This is a genomic window from Xanthomonas sp. NCPPB 1826 (assembly GCF_056725285.1).
This window is the reverse complement of sequence record NZ_CM161521.1, coordinates 3967312-3988497: the sequence shown is the minus strand read 5'-3', so window position 1 is coordinate 3988497 and position 21186 is coordinate 3967312. Positions and strand designations below refer to the sequence as shown.

Here is a 21186-nt window from a genome sequence, read left to right as displayed (position 1 = left end):
AAGCCGGCGCAGGGACCGGTGCGGTGCCTGGTACCCGGAACGTGAGCCGGCACGTTCCGGGTACCGGCTTCCATCACATTCGATCCGCCTGCGGCTTGCGAAAAGTCGGCCTCAAAGCAGCGGCACCAGCAGCAGGGCCACGATGTTGATGATCTTGATCAGCGGATTGATCGCCGGCCCGGCGGTGTCCTTGTACGGGTCGCCTACCGTATCACCGGTGATGGCGGCCTTGTGCGCCTCGCTGCCCTTGCCGCCAAAGTGGCCGTCTTCGATGTACTTCTTGGCGTTGTCCCAGGCCCCGCCGCCGGTGGTCATCGAGATCGCTAGGAACAGGCCGGTCACGATCGTGCCGATCAACAAGCCGCCCAGGGCACGTGGGCCGAGCAGCAGCCCGACCACCACCGGCACCACCACCGGCAGCAGCGAGGGCAGGATCATTTCGCGGATCGCCGAGCGGGTCAGCATGTCGACTGCGCGGTCGTATTGGGGCTTGGCGGTGCCGGCCATGATCCCGGGAATCTCGCGGAACTGGCGACGCACTTCTTCGACCACCGCGCCTGCCGCGCGCCCCACCGCTTCCATCGCCATTGCGCCGAACAGATACGGGATCAAGCCGCCGATCAACAAGCCGATGATCACGCTGTGGTCGGACAGGTCGAAGGCGAAGACCTCGCCGGGATTGGCCGCCTGCAGGTTGTGCGTGTAGTCGGCAAACAGCACCAGCGCGGCCAATGCGGCCGAGCCGATCGCATAGCCCTTGGTGACCGCCTTGGTGGTGTTGCCCACCGCATCCAGCGGGTCGGTGATGTTGCGCACCTCCGGCGGCAGCTCGGCCATCTCGGCAATGCCGCCGGCGTTGTCGGTGATGGGCCCGTACGCATCCAGCGCCACGATCATGCCGGCCATCGACAGCATTGCCGTCGCTGCGGTTGCAATGCCGTACAAACCGCCAAAATGAAACGCGCCCCAGATTGCCGCGCACACCGCTATGACCGGCAGCGCGGTGGATTTCATCGAGACGCCCAGGCCGGCAATGATGTTGGTGCCGTGGCCGGTGGTGCTTGCGGCGGCCACCTGCTGCACCGGCTTGTATTGGGTGCCGGTGTAGTATTCGGTGATCCAGACGATCAGGCCGGTGAGGACCAGGCCGATCAATGCGCAGGCATACAACGCCGTGGCGCCATGGATGTTGTCGCGCATCAGCGACTGGGTGATCGGCCAGTAGGCGAGTGCGGCCAATACGCCGGAAACGACCACGCCTTTGTAGAGCGCGCCCATGATCGAGCCGCCCGCTTTGACCTTGACGAACGAGGCGCCCATGATCGAGGCGATGATGGAGACACCGCCCAGCACCAGCGGGTACAGCACCGCGTGCGGACCGGTTTCACTCAACGTCAGGCTGCCGAGCAGCATCGTGGCGATCACGGTGACCGCATAGGTCTCGAACAGATCCGCCGCCATGCCGGCGCAGTCGCCGACATTGTCGCCCACGTTGTCGGCGATCACCGCCGGGTTGCGCGGGTCGTCCTCGGGGATGCCGGCTTCCACCTTGCCGACCAGATCGGCGCCCACATCCGCGCCCTTGGTGAAAATACCGCCACCCAGGCGCGCGAAGATCGAAATCAGCGACGAGCCGAATGCCAGCCCTACCAGCGCATGCAGGTTGCGCTCCAGCGGCAGTCCCATCGCTTGCAGCACCGCGTAATAGCCTGCCACCCCGAGCAATCCCAGCCCCACCACCAGCATGCCGGTGATGGCGCCGCCGCGGAACGCCACATCCATCGCAGGGCCGATGCCATGGCGTGCGGCCTCGGCCGTGCGCACGTTGGCGCGTACCGACACGTTCATGCCGATATAGCCGGCCAACCCAGATAGCACCGCACCGATCGCAAACCCGATGGCGGTGTACCAACTCAGAAACAGCCCGACCAGGACGAACAGCACGCCGCCGGCAATCGAAATGGTGAGGTATTGCCGGTTGAGATACGCGCGTGCACCTTCCTGGATCGCGGCGGCGATCTCCTGCATGCGTGCGTTGCCGCTCGGCTGCGCGATCACCCAGCGTGCCGATACACCGCCATAGACGATTGCCAGGACCGCACACCCCAGCGCAAGTGGTAACCCGTGGTGTTCCAGCATGACCCCTCCCAGAGAATGGATGTCGTCCGGTCGGGACGAACCAAGGGCGATGCACGCAGCGAGTGGGGTGGCGAATACGGACTCGACGGCCATGGAGGCCGTAATGCGCGTCGCGATGTTCGGGTGGCCGGATTGCGGGCGAGTATGCGCCCCGGCCTGCACCGCTGCCACCACCGCGGCTTTGGCGCGTCGTTCAGTCGCGGCATGACAGCCTGCGGCCAACGTGATCGAGCCGATCCAGGAGTGACGATGTCCAACCATGCCGCATCAAAATATGCCGTGACGATCGCTGCAGTACTGCTCAGCGCCCATGCGCTCGCTGCCGAACCGACACCCGAATTGAAACAGCGCCCGGCCGGCACCGCGCAAGCAGTCGGTGCCGTGCACACCCTGCGCCAGATTCCCGAAGCCTGTGCGCGCCTGGAAGGCGTGTTTACCGGCAATGCTGCACAGCCGTATACCTTGTCGGTGGTGCGCAGCAGTCCCACCTGCCAGCCGCGCGCCCGCTTCGTGGATTTCGCCAAGGCCACGCCCAGCGTCGCATCGGGCTGGATCTTCAACGACCTGATCCGTGTCCCCAGCGCGGCCTGCCCCGCGCAGCAGGCGGTGGTGCGCATCTGGCGCAAGCCGGTGGATGCCAAGCCGCAGCTCGACGGGCAAGGCCAGTCGCGCATCTATCTGGAAGACGCCAAGCAACAGGCTGCCGCCGGAAAGATCCCGCAGGTGCCGATGTTTGCTGCGCAGCAGACGATGGAAGGCAAGGCCTGTCAGTAACTCAGGCGTTAGCTTCAGTCACGCGATCAACGACAAACCCCGGCCAGGCCGGGGTTGTTTATATGACGCTTCGCAAGACCGCGATGTACCGTCGCAGCGGCGGATCCATCGATCAGTGCCGCAAAAAGCCTGGACGATGAAGGTAAGCGCTGTATCGACGGCCCGCATCCCGTGTCGCGGTGCATGAGCACTAAGGCAGAAGTGCGAGCGGGTGTATGGGCGTGCAGTGCCCATTACCTCTTCCGATCGCCCATGCCGACGTTCATCCCTCCCACTTCGGCAATTTTTTCGCCACTGCCACGTTCTTCAGCGTCACATACTTCGGCAACCCGTCGCTGCCGTAGGCCAGCGGCGCTTCGCCCTTGATCAAAGGGGCGAAATAGCGGCGGGCGCGTTCGGTGATGCCGAAGCCGTCCTTGCGCAGGAAGCTGGGCGGCATCTTCTTTTCGTGGTTCGCCACCTTGTGTAGTGGGGCCGGCACGATCTTCCAGCGGTACGGCGCGTCGCTGACGCGTTCGATCACCGGGATCACCGCGTTCATGCCCTTCAGTGCGTATTGCACCGCGGCCTTGCCGACCGCCTGTGCCTGTTCCCAGTCGGTCTTGGAGGCCAGATGGCGTGCGGAACGCTGCAGGTAATCGGGCAGGGTCCAGTGCACCTTGTAGCCGAGTTCCTGCTTGACCTGCGCAGCGAGAAACGAGGCCACGCCGCCCAGTTGCGCATGGCCGAACGAATCGGCCGCACCGCCGGCATCGGCAACAAAGCTGCCGTGCGCGTCCTGGATGCCTTCGCTGGCCACGACCACGCACCAGCCGACCTTTTCCACCACCTGCTTGACCTTGGCCAGAAACACGGTCTGGTCGTAGGCGCGCTCGGGCAGCAGGATGATCTGCGGCGCCTCGTCCGGGCCCTGGCCGGCCAGGCCTGCGGCAGCGGCCAGCCAGCCGGCGTGGCGGCCCATCGCTTCATAAATGAAGACCTTGGTCGAGGTGTCAGCCATGGCGGCGACATCCAGTGCGGCCTCGCGCACCGACACTGCGGTGTATTTGGCCGCCGAGCCGAAGCCGGGGCAGGTGTCGGTCACCGCCAGATCGTTGTCGATGGTCTTGGGCACGCCGATGCAGTGCAGCGGGTAGCCATAGGCCTTGGCCAGTTGCGAGACCTTCCAGGCGGTATCGGCCGAGTCGTTGCCGCCGTTGTAGAGGAACCAGCGCACATCATGCGCACGCAGCACATCGAGCAGGCGCTCGTACTTGGCGCTGTCTTCTTCCAGCGACTTGAGCTTGTAGCGGCACGAGCCGAACGCGCCACCCGGGGTCTGCGCCAGTGCGGCGATTGCGGCGGCGGACTCCTTCGATGTGTCGATCAGCTCCTCGCGCAATGCGCCCAGGATGCCGTTGCGTGCGGCCAGCACCTTGATCTTGCGAGCGCGCGCCTCGGTGATCACGCCGGCGGCGGTGGCGTTGATGACGGCAGTAACGCCGCCGGATTGGGCATACAGCAAGTTGCCAGTAGACATAGGGGGGCGGGCTCCTCGATGGGACATGGCGCAGGGGACAGTGCCGGGACATTCCCCGGATGCGGTAAGCTGCACGACCATACGGTCAGCGCTGGCGAAGACCTGAGTCTAACGCCGCCAACCGCAACGCGTTTTTATTCGAAAGTGGAGTCCACTGATGCGATTGGTTCTGTTGGGACCGCCCGGTTCGGGCAAGGGCACCCAGGCGACACGTCTCAAAGACAAGTTTGAGATCCCGCATATTTCCACCGGCGATCTGCTGCGCGCCGAAGTGGCCGCCGGCTCGCCGCTGGGCCTGAAGGCCAAGGAAGTGATGGCACGCGGTGATCTGGTCTCCGACGAGATCCTGCTCGGCATGCTGGAGGCGCGGCTCGGTCAGGCCGATGTCGCCAAGGGTTTCATCCTCGACGGCTATCCGCGCAACGTGGCGCAGGCCAATGCGCTGGACGACCTGCTCGGCAAGATCGGTCAGCCGCTGGATGCGGTGGTGCAGCTGGATGTGGCCAGCGAATTGCTGGTCGAGCGCATCGCCGGCCGCGCCAAGGCCGAGGGCCGCGAGGACGACAATCCCGAGTCGGTGCGCAAGCGCCTGCAGGTCTATACCGACTCCACGGCACCGGTGATCGGTTTCTACGAACAGCGCGGCAAGCTGGCACGCGTGGACGGCGTGGGCTCGCTGGATGAAGTGCTGCAGCGTATCGGCACCGCGCTCGGTCGCTGAGACGGTTCGGGCCGGGCAATGCGCCCGGTCCATCCGCCGCGCTGGAATCCGTCGCGACTTGCGTAACGCATTGATTGCACAAAAGAAAAACCCCGGATGTACAAGACGCCCGGGGCAGAATAACGCCAGTAATGAGCTTGCTCAGAGCCCCACAGCATGAGCTCCCTGGGGATTTGGCCTCTTGGGGAGTAGGACCAAAGGGGTGCTGCGACTGGCGTTCAGCATAGTGATGGATGTGACGCAGTTCGCATATCGGGAAATTCCCGACAGTACGGTAGGTCTTTCCTGACACTGCGCTCGGCAGCGAGGCGGAATGCCCGGCAACTCCGGCGATCGGCGACAATGCGCCCCATGACCAAACTCCACATCCTCGGCATCGCCGGGACTTTCATGGGCGGTGTCGCCGCCCTTGCGCGCGAGCTGGGCTGGCAGGTAGAGGGCAGCGACCAGGCCATCTATCCGCCGATGTCCACCCAGTTGGAAACCCTCGGCATCGCGCTGGCACAAGGCTACGCGCCGTCCAATATTTCGGCCGATGCCAGCGATGTCGTCATCGGCAATGCCTTGTCGCGCGGCAACCCGGCGGTGGAAGCGGTGCTCGATGTCGGCCGTCGCTACAGCTCTGGTGCGCAGTGGCTGGCCGAGCAGGTGCTGCCGGGCCGCGACACCCTGGCCGTGGCCGGCACCCACGGCAAGACCACCACCACCACCATCCTGAGCTATCTGCTGGAGGCCGCCGGGCGCGCGCCGGGCTTTCTGATCGGTGGCGTGGCCGAAGATTTCGGGGTGTCGGCGCGACTGGGCCAGGGGCGTGAATTCGTGGTGGAGGCGGACGAATACGACACCGCGTTCTTCGACAAGCGCAGCAAGTTCGTGCACTACCGGCCGCTGGTGGCGATCCTCAACAACCTCGAGTACGACCACGCCGACATCTTTCCGGACGTGGCCGCGATCCAGCGCCAGTTCCATCATCTGGTACGCACGGTGCCGGCGCGCGGGCGGCTGATCGTCAACGGCGAGGATGCGCGCCTGGCCGAGGTGCTGGCGATGGGCTGCTGGACGCCGGTGGAGCGCTTCGGTTTCGATGCCACTCTCGAGTGGAGCGCTCGCTTGATCGCCGCCGACGGCAGTGCGTTCGCGGTGTTGCAGCGTGGAGTGGAGATCGGCCAGGTGCAGTGGCCGCTGGTCGGGCGGCATAACGTGCTCAATGGATTGGCGGCGCTGGCGGCCGTGCATGCGGTGGGCGTGGATCCGGCGACGGTGATGCCGGCGCTGGCGCGCTTTCAAAGCGTCAAACGGCGGCTGGAGCTGTTGGGGCAGGCGCGCGACATCACCGTGTACGACGACTTCGCTCATCACCCCACTGCGATTGCGACCACCTTGCAGGGCTTGCGTGCGAAGGTCGGCGCGGCGCGCGTGCTGGTGGCGATGGAGCCGCGCAGCAATTCGATGCGGCTGGGCGCACATGCGCAGGCGTTGGCGCCGTCGTTGCGCGATGCCGATGCGGTGGTGTTTCTGCATCGCCCCGAACTGGCCTGGGATGCCGCACCGATCATCGCGCAGGTGCGCGGTGACGCGCACGTGGCGCATGACGTGGAGGCGTTGCTGCAGACACTGGGCGAGATTGCGCAGCCGGGCGACCATGTGGTGTTCATGTCCAATGGCGGTTTCGATGGCGCACCGCGTCGCTTCCTGGCGCAATTGTCCCGATGACCGGCCTCACGACCACCGCCGACACCAGCGCCTTGCCGCTGTTTCCGCTGCACAACGTGCTGTTGCCGGGTGCGGCAATGGGCTTGCGCGTGTTCGAGCGCCGCTATCTGGATCTGGTGCGCGAGAGCGGCCGCACCGGCAGCAGCTTCGGTGTGTGCCTGATCCTGGATGGCACCGAAGTCGGCGTGCCGGCAACACCGGCTGCGTTCGGCACCGAAGTGCGTATCGAGGATTTCGATGTCGGTGCCGATGGCGTGCTGGTGCTGCGCCTGCGTGGCACGCGTCGCTTCCGCGTGCAGCGCTCGCGCATCCGCGACAACGGGTTGGTGGTCGGCGAGGTGAGTTGGTGCGAGCCCGACAGCGACGACGAACTGCGGCCCGAGCATGGCCTGCTGGCAACCGTGCTCGAGCGCATGCTCGAACAGGTCGGCGGCGAATTCGCCTCGGCCGGGCCGGAGCTGCTGGACCAAGCGGCATGGGTCGGCTGGCGGCTGGCCGAACTGCTGCCGTTGACCGAGCAGCAGCGTCTGTCGCTGTTGCAGCTAGACGATCCGCATCGGCGCCTGGACCAGTTGCTGGCCTGGATGCCGTGACGCGGTGAGACAACCACGCGCGTGACCCATCACCGCGCTTGCACCCTTGCAACGGCACACTCGCCACGCTTGAGTGCGCTCACGATGGCATCCATGCAGTGGATGCGCGCATGGGCGTCACCCGTTATCGATCCACGGAGTGTGCCTTGATCATCGATGTCAGACCGCGTGTGGCGGATGTGTTCAGTCAGGTCTGGCGGACCCTGGCGGTGTTGTTCGTCTGGGACGTGTTGATCACGATCATCTACTACGTGCTGCCGTTCCGCGCGCCTGCGTTGCCGTTGACCATCTTCGGTTCGGCGCTGGCGTTGTTCCTGGGCTTTCGCGCCAACTCGACCTATCAACGCTGGTGGGAAGGGCGCGTGCTGTGGGGCCAGATGATCAATGCATCGCGCAATCTGGTCCGCCTGAGCATCAGCATCCTGTCCGCACCGGAAGCGGCAGCGCTGGGCCGCACCATCGCGCTGCGCCAGATCGCCTACGTCAATGTGTTGCGCTGCCAGCTGCGCCGGCTTCCGGTGGCGATGGCGCTGGAGCCGCGTCTGCATGCCGACGAAGTGGCCGCGGTGATCACGCGCACCAATGTCGCCAATGGCCTGCTCGACACCACTGGCCGCAGCGTCGAGCAGGCGCGCCGCGATGGCTGGATCGACAGCATTCAACAAGCCAGTGTCGAGCGCATCCTGGTGGACATTGCCAACGCGCAGGGCGGCATGGAACGGCTGAAAAATACGCCGTTGCCGTATCAATACCGCTTCTATCCGAACCTGTTTACGCGGCTATTCTGCGTCTTGCTGCCGATCGGCCTGGTGGAGACGCTGCAATACGCAACGCCGGTGGGGTCGACCGTGGCCGGCCTGATGTTCCTGGCGGTGCTCAAGATCGGCGACGAGTTGGTCGACCCGTTCGCCAATACCATCCACGACCTGCCACTGGACAGCATGTGCCGCACGGTGGAAATCGACGCGCTGCAGGCCATCGGCGAACAGGCGCCCGAGCCGATGCAGCCGGTGGATGGCGTGCTGTGGTGAGTGCATCGCGCCTGCACCAATGCGGCTTGTGCGTATCCAAACGGCGCTGAAGCGCACGCTCTCGGTCACCTCGAGAGCTGATCGAACAGTGCGGATGCGTCGGTTGTAGAGCGGCTGATCTGCGGCTAGGCTGCAGGGGCCCTTGTCCGCCCACCGTCGCGGGATGCTGCCACCGAGCCTCCACATACGGATGCACGGCGTGTCCCGCGAGCGGTGAGGGCGCCGTGCGCTCGACTAACCAGGCTGGTGACCTAGACATTCGGCTGCATCCACGCGATGCGGACACGTTGCCGCCATCGGTACAGCGTTCAAGAAGTTTTATTAGCAGTTCTTGTCTACACGACAACGCGTTCGTTGACCGATCGCTGTTGCCCGATCGATCAACGGCGCTGTTGTGACGGACCCGATGCAGTCGGATTGGATGCCGTGGTGTCCGTCTGCGGTGCAGCGTTGTCTTTGTCCTCTTGCCGCAGCGCATTTCCCGACGTGCTGTCGATCAGGATCACCGGCACCTGCGAGCGTCGGCGCTGTTCCAGGCGATACGGCAATGGGTCCAGTGCCTGGCGCAGGGCGCTCAGTGCCGGGTCGACCCCACGCAGCGGATACCACAGGCCGATCAGGCTGAAGTGGCGGCTGTAGCGCAGCGTCTGCGTGCTGCCCACCCACAACGGTTGCGCGCCGGGCTGCAGGCGTGCGGCCGCTGGCCACAGGCGCAACACATGCACATGGCCGGGCGCAGCGTGACGCACCATCAGCAGGGCTTCGACCTGCGTGTCCAGCGTGGCCGGCAGGATCGGGACCTCGTCCGGACGGCCGCTGACATCGAGCAGATGCAGTGCCTGTTCCCAACCGGCTTGCGGTTGCACCCGCCAACCGCGTGCTTCCAGCTGACGCTGCAGCGGTGCCAGCGGGCCGGCCAGTTGCACGTCCAGCGGCCAGCGCTGGTCGTCGTCGAATTCGTTGCGGCGTGCGGGCAGCAGGCGCCACTGGCCATTCCACCAATCACTGGCGGGCAACTCCATCAGCAACGGCGGCGGCGGTTCGAACCTCGCCAGCTTGGTGCCCAGGTTGCGCGGTGCGAACATGATCGCGCAGGTCAGGAACACGCCGTAGAAGATCCACGAGACCGGCTTGACCCAGAACGCGCGGGTGGCGCGACGGCGATAGGCGATGCCCAGCACCAGCAGCCAGAAGATGCCGAACAGCATGCCGCCGACCACGTCGCTGAGCCAGTGCGCGCCCAGATACAGGCGCGCGAAGCCGATCAGCGAGACGATCGCGCCGCTGACCAGATACGGCCACACCCGGCGTCGGCCCGGCAGCTCGCGCGCGATCAGCAGCGCAAAGAAGCCAAAGCCGATCGTGGCCATGGTGACCGCTACCGACGGAAACCCGAAACCGCTGCTGGCCGCCGGCGGGCGTACGACCTGCACGGTGGCGCCCAGCAATTGTGTCAATGCCAGGCCGAAGGCCAGCGCGATCACCCAGTGCGCCACCGCCATCCAGCGGCGCCGCCAGGCCAGATAGCCCATCGCCGCCGCAATCGCCGGCAGCAACACCTGCCAATCGCCCAGCGAGGCCAGCGCCACCATCGGGTAGTCGGCCAGCGGGTTGCGCAGCGCCAGCATCAGGTCGTGCACGGCCAGGTCCACGCGCAGCGGCTCGCCATGCGCCAGCACCACCATCAGCAACACGAACCAGCCCCAGCCCAGCAACAACAGCATCAACGCCATCATCGCCAGCGGCACCGACTCGCGACGGCGCGGGTCGAACACGCTCACCGACCAGTTGCCCAGCACCGGATGCCGATGCGACCACTCCAGCAGGCGCGCCAGCAAGGCGTCCAGATGGCCGGCCGACCAGCGGTACGAGTACAGCACCATCGCCCAGGCCAGGCCGATCACGGCGGCCAGCAAGGCGACCACCACGAACAGCCGGCCGGCCACCGCGGCCACCGCGTCGTAGGCGGTGCCCAGTACCCAGCCGGGCACCAGGAACAGCAGCGCCCACGAGATGCAGGCCAGGGCGCTGGCGATCAGATAGCGTTTGAACGGCATGTGCGACATGCCGGCGATGGCCGGCACGAATGGCCGCACCGCGCCCACATAACGTGCGATCAGGATGCTCTTGAAGGCATTGCGCCGGAACAGCAGCTCGCCACGCTCCAGCAGTTGCGGGTAGCGGCGAAACGGCCAGTAGGCGTGCAACTGGTGGCCCCAACGATGGCCGACCCAGAAGCTCAGCGCATCCCCGACGAAGGCGCCCAGGGTGGCGCAGGCCACCGCATACGGCCCGTTGATCTGCCCCAGCCCGATCAGCACGCCGATGGCGAACAGCAATGGCAGCGCTGGCACGATGGCGCCGAGCACGATCACCGCATCGGAAAATGCGATGGCAAAGATCACCACGCCAGCCAGGGTGGGGTGGTGTCCGATCCACTCCAGCGTGGCGTCGATCCATGAATTCATCCCACGATTATAGGTGGGCATGGCGACCAGGTGACTTGCGCCCTCGTCACATCGCCCGGTCCGCTTCACCTCGGGTTGCGGGCGGATCAGAGCGTACGCGAGCTTGACCGCAGGCAACGCCCGCTGTGGCGATGCAGGCGCCCCGCCTACAATGGGGGATGAGTGACGAACCCGCCGGCAACCTACCGCTGAAGTCCGATACCTTCGGGCGCATCCTGCTGATCCGCGACGCCGATCGCCTGTTCGTGCGGCGCGACCTGAGCGCGGCGCCGTGGCTGCTGCGCGGTGTGGCCTGGTGGCTGGCGCGGCGCGAAGCCCTGGCCCTGCGCCAGCTCGATGGCCTGGCGCGGACACCGCGTCTGTTGCACTGGGACGGACGCCATCTGGATCGCAGCTATCTGGCCGGCGATGCGATGTACCAGCGCCCGCCGCGCGGCGATCTGGCCTACTTCCGCCGTGCGCGCAGGTTGTTGCAGCAGCTGCACCGCCGCGGGGTGGCGCACAACGATCTGGCCAAGGAAGCCAACTGGCTGGTGCAGGACGACGGCAGCCCGGCGGTGATCGATTTCCAGCTGGCGGTACGCGGCAATCCGCGCGCGCCCTGGATGCGTCTGCTTGCACGCGAAGATCTGCGGCACCTGCTCAAGCACAAGCGCATGTATTGCCCGGCCGCGATCACCCCGGTGGAACGCCGCGTGCTCAAGCGCACCTCCTGGGTGCGCAAGCTGTGGTTCGCCACCGGCAAGCCGGTCTACCGCTTCGTGACCCGCCGCGTGCTGCATTGGGAAGACAACGAGGGGCGGGGGCCGAGGCCTTGAGGGACGGGGATTGGTTATTGGGGATTAGTAAGAGCGTATGGCTTGGGCCTGCGGGTTGGTCGATGCGAGTGGGGGAGGCGATACGCTTTTGCGAATCCCGAATCCCGCACCGTTCTTGCTCGGGTTGTAAGCTTTTGCGATCCCCCAATCCCCAATCCCCAATCCCATGACCTTAAACGGCAAAACCCTCTTCATCACCGGTGCCTCGCGCGGGATCGGCCTGGCGATTGCGTTGCGGGCGGCGCGGGATGGGGCCAATGTGGCGATTGCGGCCAAATCGGCAGTGGCCAATCCCAAGTTGCCCGGCACCATCCACAGCGCGGCCGAGGCGGTGACTGCGGCCGGTGGGCAGGCGCTGGCGCTCAAGTGCGATATCCGCGACGAAGCGCAGGTGCGTGCCGCGGTGGCCGCCACGGTCGATGCGTTTGGCGGCATCGATATCCTGGTTAACAACGCCAGTGCGATCTGGTTGCGTGGCGCGTTGGAGACGCCGATGAAGCGCTTCGACCTGATGCAGCAGGTCAACGCGCGCGGCAGTTTTCTGTGCGCACAAGCGTGCCTGCCGCATCTGTTGCAGGCGCCCAATCCGCACATCCTCACGCTGGCGCCGCCACCGTCCTTGAACCCGGCGTGGTGGGGCGCGCATACCGGCTACACGCTGGCCAAGATGGGCATGAGCCTGGTGACGCTGGGGCTGGCAGCCGAGTTCGGCCCGCAAGGCGTGGCGATCAATGCGCTATGGCCGCGCACGGTGATCGCCACCGATGCGATCAACATGATCGATGGCGTGGATGCGGCCGCGTGTCGCCGGCCGGAGATCATGGCCGACGCGGCACATGCGGTGCTGACGCGCGAGGCGGCCGGATTTCATGGCCAGTTCCTGATCGACGACCAGGTGCTGGCCGAGGCCGGCGTCACCGACCTGAGCGGCTACGCGGTCGACCCGTCGCGCGCGTTGTTGCCGGACCTGTTTCTCGACTGAGCGCGGCCAACGGCCCGCGCGCGCAGCCGGCCTGATACGGATACGCCGTCAGCGGCGCATGCGGCCAGCGCGATTCGAAAAAATCGATGCAGCGGACCAGCGGCCGCGCCCCCCGCGTGCCAGGCCGTAGGCGCCCGGGCGTGAGCACAGGGAGTTCACAGTCGTGTTTGCTATCGTGCGCGGCTGAAACCGTTTCCAACAGGGATGTACAGCGCGTGTCTCCGATGTTCCGTGTAGTCGTTTTGGCGGCGTCCGTGTCCGTCCTGGTGGCCGCTTGCGGCGGCAAGTCGCCGCCGCCTGCAACCGGTGCCAAGACGAGTGAAAAACAGCCGGACTCCCTGCAAGGCGTGACCGCAAAGCTCGGCGCCTACATCGACTGCTTCAACCGCATCGATGCGAAGGTGCACGCCGGCGCCAGGCAATACACCGGCTGGATGCAGGACCCGTTCGCCGGCCCCACCGGTCGCGAATCCGGCATGACCGGTCCGTACGATATCGACGCCTACGACATGAAGCAGTGCGATGCGCCGGTCAGCGCCGCCGCTGCGGCGAACCCGTCGCTGCCTGCATTGGACAAGGCGGCGCGCGACTACCGCGCGGCATTGAAGGCGCTGCAGCCGATCAGTCACGCGGTAGCCGACTACTACACGCGTCAGGACTACGAAGACGACCAGTTCGCCAAGGGCAAGCAGCTGCACCCGGAGCTGATGGAGGTGCTGGCCACTTATGCCGATGCCAGTACCGCCTTCAGCGCCGAACTGGACACGCAAAACGACGCGGCGCAACGCGAAAAACTCAAGATGCTGGAGCAGGGCGAGGGCCGCACGCGCGAATACTACCGGCTGGCGATGATGCTCGACGCCAAGGAGATCGCCGATGCGCTGGAACAGGAGCAGTTCGACGTGCCACGGGTCAATACGCTGCTGGACAGCTTCAACCGCCTCTCCGACGAGGCGCATGCCAAGGTGGCCGATCAGGAACCGGGCAAGCTGGACTGGAACAGCTTCGAGACCGCTGCGGAAACCTTCCGCAGACAAGCCAAGGCGCGGGTGAAACGCGTGGTCGAAAGAACGCCCTATAGCAAGATGGAACAGGGCTGGCTGGACAACCCCTCGCTGGCGCCGGAGGGTTCGCCACGCAAGTTGCTCAACACGTACAACGCGCTGGTGTTCGAAAGCAATCGTCAGTAATTGCCGCGCTGCACCCGACGCGCGCGTGCCAAGGGTGCGCCGCGCCAGATGTCATTCGGCCGCACGCTGCGGCAGCCACCTCGTTCAACCCATCACTGGAACCCAAGATGACCCTTCGACTTCGTTATGCGCCGCTCACCGCGGCGATGGCTTTCGCCGCGCTGCTTGTCGGCTGCCAGAAAGACGCACCTGCCGCCGCAGTGGAAGGCGCCGACAAGATCAATGCCTACATCACGTGCTTCAATGGCGTTGAGCAGCCGATCCACGAGAGCTATCAGCAATACATCGAGTGGATGCAGGACCCCGAGGCTGGCCCGACCGGCAAGGAAAGCGGTATCCATGCACCGGGCACGGTGCTGTCGCATCACGTGGACGAATGTGGCGCGCCGATGACTGCGGCGCTGGCGCAAACACCCGCCAACCCCGAGCTCGATCCGGTGGCCAAGACCTATCAGGAACGGTTCACCGCACTCAACGAGCGTATCGGCGAAGCGGTGCGCTACTACGACCGCGAGGATTATCTGCGCGACGACGGCAAGGGCATGAAGGCGCTGCACGCACCGCTGATGCAGGCCTACCAGGCCTTCTTCGAAGCCGGTGAAGCCATGAGTACCGCACTCGAACGTAACGAAGACATGCGTCGCCAGGCGCAGATCGATGCGATCGAAAAGGAAGAAGGCCGCAGCGCCTCCTGGTATCACCTGAAGATCATCGGCGAAGGCAAGCAGCTGGTGCAGGTGCTCGACAGCGACACGCCGGATCTTGCCGCAGCGCAGTCCCAGCTCGCGCGTTACCAAGGCATTCTGGAAGAGGCACAGAAAGCCAAGGTCGGCCAGGGCGATGCGATGTGGGGCCACATGGAACGCTCCGCCGACAAGCTGGCGCGCGAGTCGGGACGACTGGTCGAACGTATCCGCACCAAGACACCATTGAACAAGAGCGAGCAGATGCTGCTGGAAAGCGGCTCCATGCCGCCGGGCGGCACCCGCCAGGCCGTGCTAGCCAGCTACAACGATCTGATCGACATGAGCAACCGCATGTCGCATTGATGCTTTGCGGGCATTCCTGTCGCGTTGTGTAAGCGGATCGCGCACTGCTTTTACCGTGCACACCGATTATCTCGACAGGCCCTTGCCCGCCCATCGTCGTGGGACCTTACGCGGCATGGATGCCGCGTAAGAGCCTACATGGACGTACTTGCGGCGTGTCCTGCGATGGTGGGCGGGCAAGGACCCTGCGGCCAAGCAACAGATCATCCGCTCTACGACTGATCTATCAGCACTACCCAAGTCCATCGAAACACAACACATAAAGAAGTCGAGACCTGGAAGCGTGACCGTGTTAGGCGCGATCAGCTGCTCAGATCAAAAGTTCGGCGAGTCGACGGCGCGATGCCCCCACCGCTTGCGAGAAATGCCGTGAATCCGTGCCAGCAGGCTCCGTAGCGGCATCCTTGCCGCCAAGGGTTCCGAAATCGATAAGACCACCGCAGATGTCAGCCTTGTTGTGTGCCGATGGGAACCGCAAAGCCGGCTGCCTCCGCTTCTCGGCGGGCGCAGGCATTGCGTCGCGTCGGCAGCACCGCGTCAGCCGTTGGAGATCTCCGGCAGCGGCTCGGCACACTGGCGGCAATAGCGTGCATCGGACGCGTGGCCTTCCAGCCCGCAACGTGGACAATTGCGCGTATCGCGCTTGCCGGTGTGGCCACCTTCGCGCAGCGTGCTGGCCAGCTCGGCGGTGTAGATGCCGGTGGGCACGGCGATGATGCTGTAGCCGATCAGGATCAGCGCCGAGGTGATGAAGCGGCCCAGCGTGGTCTGCGGCACCAGGTCGCCAAACCCCACCGTGGCCATGGTCACGATGGCCCAGTACATGCTGGTCGGGATGCTGGTGAACCCATGTTGGGGGCCTTCGATCACATACATGGTGGCGCCGGCGATCACGGTGATGGTGAGCACGCTGAACAGGAACACCAGCACCTTGCGCCGGCTGCGCCATAGCGCGTCCACCAGTTGCCCGCTTTCTTCGATGTAGCGGGTGAGCTTGAGGATGCGGAACAGGCGCAGGATGCGCAGCACACGCACCACCAGCAGCGTCTGCGCACCGGGCACGAAGAACGACAGATAGCTGGGCAGAATCGAGAGCAGGTCGATCACGCCCCACACGCTCAGTGCGTAATGCAGTGGACGCCGCACCACCGCCAGGCGTAACGCGTATTCGACGGTGAACAGGACCGTGAACGCCCATTCCAGCGGCACCAGCCAGTGCGCCGAATGCGAATGGATGCGCGGCACGCTGTCGATCATGATCACCACCACGCTGGTGAGGATCGCCACCACCAGCATCAGGTCGTAGTGCGCGATGGGCGGGTGTCGTGCCGGTAGATGATGTCGAACCATTGCCGGCGCCAGCCGTGGTCGGTGGCGGGAGTGAGCTGAGGATCGGAGAAGGGGCGCATCCGCGCATTGTGCCGCAGGCCGGCGAATGCGCGAGAATGCGCGTTCTCCCTCCGCTTCTGTGACCCACCATCATGAGCACCGCTGCCGATTCGCCCCTGTCCCTCGCGCATTACTACCTGCCGGTGTATCGCCCGCGCCAGGTGGTGCTGGAGCGTGGCCAGGGCAGTCGCGTGTGGGACGACCAGGGCCGCGCGTATGTGGATCTGTCCGCCGGTATTGCGGTCAGCGGGCTGGGCCACAACGATCCGGACCTGATGGCCGCGCTGACCGAGCAGGCCGGCAAGCTGTGGCACACCAGCAATGTGTTCTTCAGCGCACCGCCGCTGAAGCTGGCCGAAGAGCTTGTCACCGCCTCGCGCTTCGCGCACAAGGTGTTCCTGTGCAATTCGGGTACCGAGGCCAACGAAGCGGCGATCAAGCTGGTGCGCAAGTGGGCCAGCAGTCAGGGCCGCCCGGCCGACAAGCGCGTGATCGTGACCTTCCGCGGCAGCTTCCATGGGCGCACCCTGGCGGCGGTCACCGCCACCGCGCAGCCCAAGTATCAGGAAGGCTACGAGCCGCTGCCCGGCGGGTTTCGCTATGTGGACTTCAACGATGTCGCCGCGCTGGAAGCGGCCATGGCCGCGGGCGATGTGGCCGCGGTGATGGTCGAGCCGATCCAGGGCGAGGGCGGGGTGATGCCGGCCGAGCCGGGCTTCCTGAGCCACGTGCGTGCGCTGTGCGACCAGCACGATGCGCTGCTGGTGCTGGATGAGATCCAGTGCGGCATGGGCCGGACCGGCACGCTGTTCGCGCATTGGCAGGAGCAGGTGACGCCGGACATCGTGACGCTGGCCAAGGCGCTGGGTGGCGGCTTCCCGATCGGCGCGATGCTGGCCGGCCCCAAGGTGGCCGAAACCATGCAGTTCGGCGCGCACGGCACCACCTTCGGCGGCAACCCGCTGGCCGCGGCGGTGGCGCGCGTGGCGCTGCGCAAGCTGGCTTCGCCGCAGATCGCCGAGAACGTAGCGCGTCAGTCTGCGGCGCTGCGCGCCGGCCTGGAGGCGCTCAACGCCGAGTTCGGCCTGTTTGCCCAGATCCGCGGACGTGGCCTGATGCTGGGCGCGGTGCTGGCGCCGGCGCATGCCGGGCAGGCCGGCGCGATCCTGGATTTTGCCGCCAAGCATGGCCTGCTGTTGCTGCAGGCCGGGCCGGATGTGTTGCGCTTCGTGCCGGCACTGAATCTGACCGATGTCGAGCTGGCCGATGGGTTGGAGCGCCTGCACCTGGCCATTGCCGAGTACGTGGCGCAGAAGTGATGGAGTCCTGCGCGTTCTGCACCGTCGTGGCGGGTGCCGCGACAGTGAGCACGGTGGGGTAAGCGGCGCGGGTCGTTGCGTTTCTTCGACGCGTTCAACGCTGCGAGCGTCGTCTTGCGTCACCCTTGAGGGGGATCAGTGTTTCGCGATGCTCAACGATTCCCGATTCCCGATTCCCGATTCCCGATTCCCGATTCCCAATCCCCAATCCCCAATCCCCAATCCCCAATCCCCAATCCCGGCCCTTCACCCCAGCCCATACCGCTTCAGCACCCGCCGCAACGCCCGCGCATCGCGCACCGTGTCCGCATGCAGGCCGGCAGCGCGGGCCCCGCGCACGTTGACGAACAGATCGTCGACAAACAACGTGCGCGCAGCACTAGTATCCAGTTGTGCAAGCGCGCGCTGATACACCTGCACATCGGGCTTGCGGCCGCCGAGTGCGCCGCTGCACAGCACGCGGCCCTGCAATAGCGGAAACAGCGGCGGCACGATCCGCTCAATCGCTTCCACCATCAACGGCCCGTTGTTGGTGAGCACCGCCACCGCGGTGGTTGCCGCCACCGCCAGCACCTGCGTCAGCACCGACGGGTCGGCGTGGCATGCCGCCACTCGTGCGTCGATCCAGGTGGCGCGATCGATCGCGTAGCCAAGGCCCTCGCTGAGCTGCGCCAGATAGGCCGGCGTGTCGATCACCCCGGCGTCGTAGGCGCGCTCCAGTCCCTGCTCGAACAACACCTGTTGCACACGTTGCGGCGTGCACGCCGCCGCATTGGCAAGCGCCGCCACACGGCGCGGCCGCGAATAGCTGGCCAGCACGCCGTCGAAATCGAGCAGTAACAGGGACGGTGCTGCAGGCGGCATGGGCGGACTCGGGATGTGGCGGGGCAGCGTTGTCGATTCGCCGCGGCAGGGCAAGCGCGCAAGGCCTGGTATGTCCGGATGCACGCAGGTGGGTGGGGATAGTACCTATTCAGATCGTTGAATTCGGCAGCAACCTACCCACCCGCGCCGCCCCTACCCTCCGCGCGGCACTTGCGGTGGAACTGTGCTGGGTATGGTCGATGCATGCCGCATCCGCGGTGTCAGCCGGTCTTGGGGAGCGGGCCCGGTCACTCAGCACGTCACACCATCCAGGGGGTCGATTGCATGCGCAAGCGCTTGAACACCGATCAACTGGCGGCGTCGGTCGCCGCCATTCTCACCACTGCCACGCGTGGTCGCACGCTGGCTTCGATGACCTTGGTGCTGGCTGGCGCACACAGCCTGCCCGTCCTGGCACAGGAAGCGCGCACGCTGGACGCGGTCAGCGTGGTCGGTACCGGCTCCACGCGCACCACGGCTTCCATCTCCGTTGCCGAGATCCAGGCCCAGGTGCCCGGCGTGGCACCACAGCAGTTACTGGCGAGCCTGCCCGGCGTGAATGTGCAGACCACCGATCCGTTCGGGCTGTACGAATTCGGCGACTCGATGACCATCCGCGGCTTTTCCGCCAACCAGATCGGCGTGACCCTGGACGGCATTCCGATCGAAACCTTCGACACCCGCGAAGGCGGCCCGATCACCCGCTACGTGTCCAGCGAGAACCTGCTCGACGTCACCGTGTCGGCCGGTTCCGGCGATGTCACCCAGCCTTCCTACCACGCACTTGGCGGTGCGATCCGCTACACCAGCCTGCCCCCGAAAGGCGGCGACAGCTGGAGCGGCAATCTCACCCAGACCATCGGCTCGGACGATCTGGTGCGCAGTTTCGTGCGGCTGGATACGCCGGATTGGTGGGAAGGCGGCCCCAGTGCCTATCTGTCTGCCTCGCGCACGCAGGGCGGGGTGTGGGACATGGAACCGGCCACGCAGAAGAGCGATCACTTCGAAGCCAAGATCCGCCAGGCCTGGGACGTGGGCCACCTGACCCTGGGCTGGATCTACAACAACCGCAAGGACTACGACGTGCAGTCGTACAACTCCGACGGCTCGGTGGCGTGGGATCTGCACGAACGCATCACCGGCAATCCGGAAGTGGATGCCGAGCATTACAGCGAATGGCAGAACGGCCGCCGCGACTCGCTGCTCAGCCTGCACGGCGATTTCCTGTTCAACGATGCGATCGGTTTCACCTTCACCGGCTACTACGAGAACAAGCATGGGTACGGCGTGGGCGGCACGCCGCCGAGCACGGCCACTGGCCTGTACAACGATGCCATCGCCGGTACGCCAGGGCGCACCGACATCGCCATCAACGACCCGCAGATCGTCGATGCCAACGGCAATGTCACCCGCGTCGGTGCGATGACGCGGCGCGAGGAAATCATGGGCGGCGATCGCTACGGCGTGACCACCGCGGTGTCGTGGGAGACCGAGCACAACAAGCTCGAAGTCGGTGCGTGGTACGAGAACTACGACTTCGACCAGGTGCGCCCGCTGTACAACCTGGACCCGGCCACCGGCGCACTGCTCAAGGGCTCGCTGCCGATCGTCATCTACTACGACAACCACTTCTCCACCGAGGTGAAGCAGCTCTACATCAAGGACACGCTGCGCTTGCTCGATGACCGGCTCACCATGGAGTTCGGCGCCAAGGGGCTGGATGTCAAACGCGACTACAACGGCATCGCCAATCTCGATGACTTCAATGTCGGTGTGCGCCGCGATGTCACCATCAAGAACAGCGACTGGTTCCAGCCGCAGGTCGGCGCCAGCTTCCAGCTCGCCGACGGCGTGCAGGTATTCGCCAACTACGCGGAGAACTTCAGCTCGGCGCCGCGGCTGGCGTTGACCTCGGGTGCATTCAATCCGGATATCGCGCCGGAGGAATCCACCAATATCGATATCGGCATCCGCGCCGAATCCAGCCAGTGGAGCGGCTACGTCGCTGCCTACAAGATCGATTACGAGAACCGCATCATCGCGCTGACCGACCCGGACCCATTGGTGGTCGCACCCACGATCTACGCCAACGTCGGCGACGTGCAGACCTATGGTGCGGAAGTGTCCGGCATGTGGAAGCCGGCACCGGGCTGGCGGCTGGGAGCGTCGCTGACCTGGAACAAATCCGAGTTCCAGGACAATTATTTCGGCCCGGTCAGCGGCAACCTGGTGCAGGTGGAAGGCAACGAAGTGCCGGACTCGCCCAAGGTGATGTTCAGCCTCAACGGCGGTTGGGAGGGCGAGCATTTCTTCGCCAACCTCGACACCAAATACACCGGCAAGCGCTACGGCGACACGCTCAATACCGACCAGGTGGATGCCACCTTCATCGTCAACGGCAGCCTCGGCTACCAGGGCGAGGATGCCGGGTTCCTGGCCGGTGGGCGGCTGCAGTTGTCGGTCTACAACCTGTTCGACAAGGACGATGCGATCGGTGCGGTGTTCCCGAACGAGAGTTCCGGCTCGTACCAGTTGATCGCACCGCGCCAGCTGTTCGCCAGTCTGTCCTACAAGTTCTGAGGCGGTGATGCGGCCGGCGTCACTGCCGGCCGCGTCA

At 65.5% G+C, this 21186-nt stretch carries 15 protein-coding genes and 1 pseudogene; 11 read left to right on the top strand and 5 right to left on the bottom strand.

Going from position 1 to position 21186, the window contains the following annotated elements; genetic code table 11:
• Positions 1–111: 111 nt before the first annotated feature.
• Positions 112–2139, bottom strand: a complete 2028-nt coding sequence (locus AC1PLA_RS16780) for a sodium-translocating pyrophosphatase (RefSeq protein ID WP_481104982.1) — start codon at positions 2137–2139, stop codon at positions 112–114.
• A 249-nt stretch (positions 2140–2388) separates the two neighbouring features.
• Here AC1PLA_RS16780 and AC1PLA_RS16775 point away from each other — a divergent pair, with 249 nt between their 5' ends.
• Positions 2389–2913 (top strand): hypothetical protein, encoded by a 525-nt coding sequence (locus AC1PLA_RS16775; RefSeq protein ID WP_481104981.1) that lies wholly within the window; start codon positions 2389–2391, stop codon positions 2911–2913.
• A 262-nt stretch (positions 2914–3175) separates the two neighbouring features.
• On the opposite strand, the gene AC1PLA_RS16770 is transcribed toward AC1PLA_RS16775, so the two are convergent.
• Positions 3176–4432, bottom strand: coding sequence for a 6-phosphofructokinase (locus AC1PLA_RS16770; RefSeq protein ID WP_126967872.1), 1257 nt, complete (start codon positions 4430–4432; stop codon positions 3176–3178).
• Between the two features lie 157 nt (positions 4433–4589).
• Here AC1PLA_RS16770 and AC1PLA_RS16765 point away from each other — a divergent pair, with 157 nt between their 5' ends.
• The 4 genes from AC1PLA_RS16765 (at position 4590) to AC1PLA_RS16750 (ending at position 8490) form a co-directional block, all read left to right on the top strand.
• Positions 4590–5153 carry an adenylate kinase gene (locus AC1PLA_RS16765; RefSeq protein ID WP_047127187.1) on the top strand — a complete coding sequence of 188 codons (564 nt, stop codon included), beginning with the start codon at positions 4590–4592 and terminating at the stop codon, positions 5151–5153.
• Between the two features lie 342 nt (positions 5154–5495).
• On the top strand, positions 5496–6866 hold the full coding sequence (gene mpl / locus AC1PLA_RS16760; RefSeq protein WP_481104980.1) for a UDP-N-acetylmuramate:L-alanyl-gamma-D-glutamyl-meso-diaminopimelate ligase: 1371 nt from the start codon (positions 5496–5498) through the stop codon (positions 6864–6866).
• Entirely contained in the window at positions 6863–7459 is a 597-nt protein-coding gene (locus AC1PLA_RS16755; RefSeq protein WP_016902688.1) for an LON peptidase substrate-binding domain-containing protein, read from the top strand. The genes mpl and AC1PLA_RS16755 overlap by 4 nt, the downstream gene beginning before the upstream one ends.
• A 146-nt stretch (positions 7460–7605) precedes the next feature.
• Positions 7606–8490: a bestrophin family protein gene (locus tag AC1PLA_RS16750; RefSeq protein WP_481104979.1), complete on the top strand. Its 885-nt coding sequence runs from the start codon at positions 7606–7608 to the stop codon at positions 8488–8490.
• 380 nt (positions 8491–8870) lie between these two features.
• Here the strand turns inward: AC1PLA_RS16750 and AC1PLA_RS16745 are convergent, their stop codons facing one another.
• Positions 8871–10958 carry a bifunctional DedA family/phosphatase PAP2 family protein gene (locus AC1PLA_RS16745; RefSeq protein ID WP_481104978.1) on the bottom strand — a complete coding sequence of 696 codons (2088 nt, stop codon included), beginning with the start codon at positions 10956–10958 and terminating at the stop codon, positions 8871–8873.
• 158 nt (positions 10959–11116) lie between these two features.
• Here AC1PLA_RS16745 and AC1PLA_RS16740 point away from each other — a divergent pair, with 158 nt between their 5' ends.
• From AC1PLA_RS16740 to AC1PLA_RS16725, 4 genes are all read left to right on the top strand, one after another.
• Complete coding sequence (locus AC1PLA_RS16740) at positions 11117–11776, top strand: serine/threonine-protein kinase (protein WP_016903010.1); 660 nt, start codon at positions 11117–11119, stop codon at positions 11774–11776.
• Between the two features lie 166 nt (positions 11777–11942).
• Complete coding sequence (locus AC1PLA_RS16735) at positions 11943–12758, top strand: SDR family oxidoreductase (RefSeq protein WP_104555306.1); 816 nt, start codon at positions 11943–11945, stop codon at positions 12756–12758.
• A gap of 215 nt (positions 12759–12973) precedes the next feature.
• The gene (locus AC1PLA_RS16730) at positions 12974–13948 is read left to right on the top strand and encodes a YiiG family protein (protein WP_481104977.1); all 975 of its coding nucleotides are present in this window, start codon (positions 12974–12976) and stop codon (positions 13946–13948) included.
• Between the two features lie 107 nt (positions 13949–14055).
• Entirely contained in the window at positions 14056–14997 is a 942-nt protein-coding gene (locus AC1PLA_RS16725; protein WP_481104976.1) for a YiiG family protein, read from the top strand.
• 537 nt (positions 14998–15534) lie between these two features.
• On the opposite strand, the pseudogene AC1PLA_RS16720 reads toward AC1PLA_RS16725, so the two are convergent.
• Positions 15535–16406, bottom strand: a pseudogene (locus tag AC1PLA_RS16720) (ion transporter).
• A gap of 72 nt (positions 16407–16478) precedes the next feature.
• On the opposite strand from AC1PLA_RS16720, the gene AC1PLA_RS16715 reads away from it, so the two are divergent.
• Positions 16479–17705: an acetylornithine transaminase gene (locus tag AC1PLA_RS16715; RefSeq protein ID WP_481104975.1), complete on the top strand. Its 1227-nt coding sequence runs from the start codon at positions 16479–16481 to the stop codon at positions 17703–17705.
• 246 nt (positions 17706–17951) lie between these two features.
• Here the strand turns inward: AC1PLA_RS16715 and AC1PLA_RS16710 are convergent, their stop codons facing one another.
• Positions 17952–18569 carry an HAD-IA family hydrolase gene (locus tag AC1PLA_RS16710; protein WP_481104974.1) on the bottom strand — a complete coding sequence of 206 codons (618 nt, stop codon included), beginning with the start codon at positions 18567–18569 and terminating at the stop codon, positions 17952–17954.
• A 297-nt stretch (positions 18570–18866) separates the two neighbouring features.
• Here AC1PLA_RS16710 and AC1PLA_RS16705 point away from each other — a divergent pair, with 297 nt between their 5' ends.
• Positions 18867–21149, top strand: coding sequence for a TonB-dependent receptor (locus AC1PLA_RS16705; protein ID WP_180968642.1), 2283 nt, complete (start codon positions 18867–18869; stop codon positions 21147–21149).
• Positions 21150–21186 lie beyond the last annotated feature (37 nt).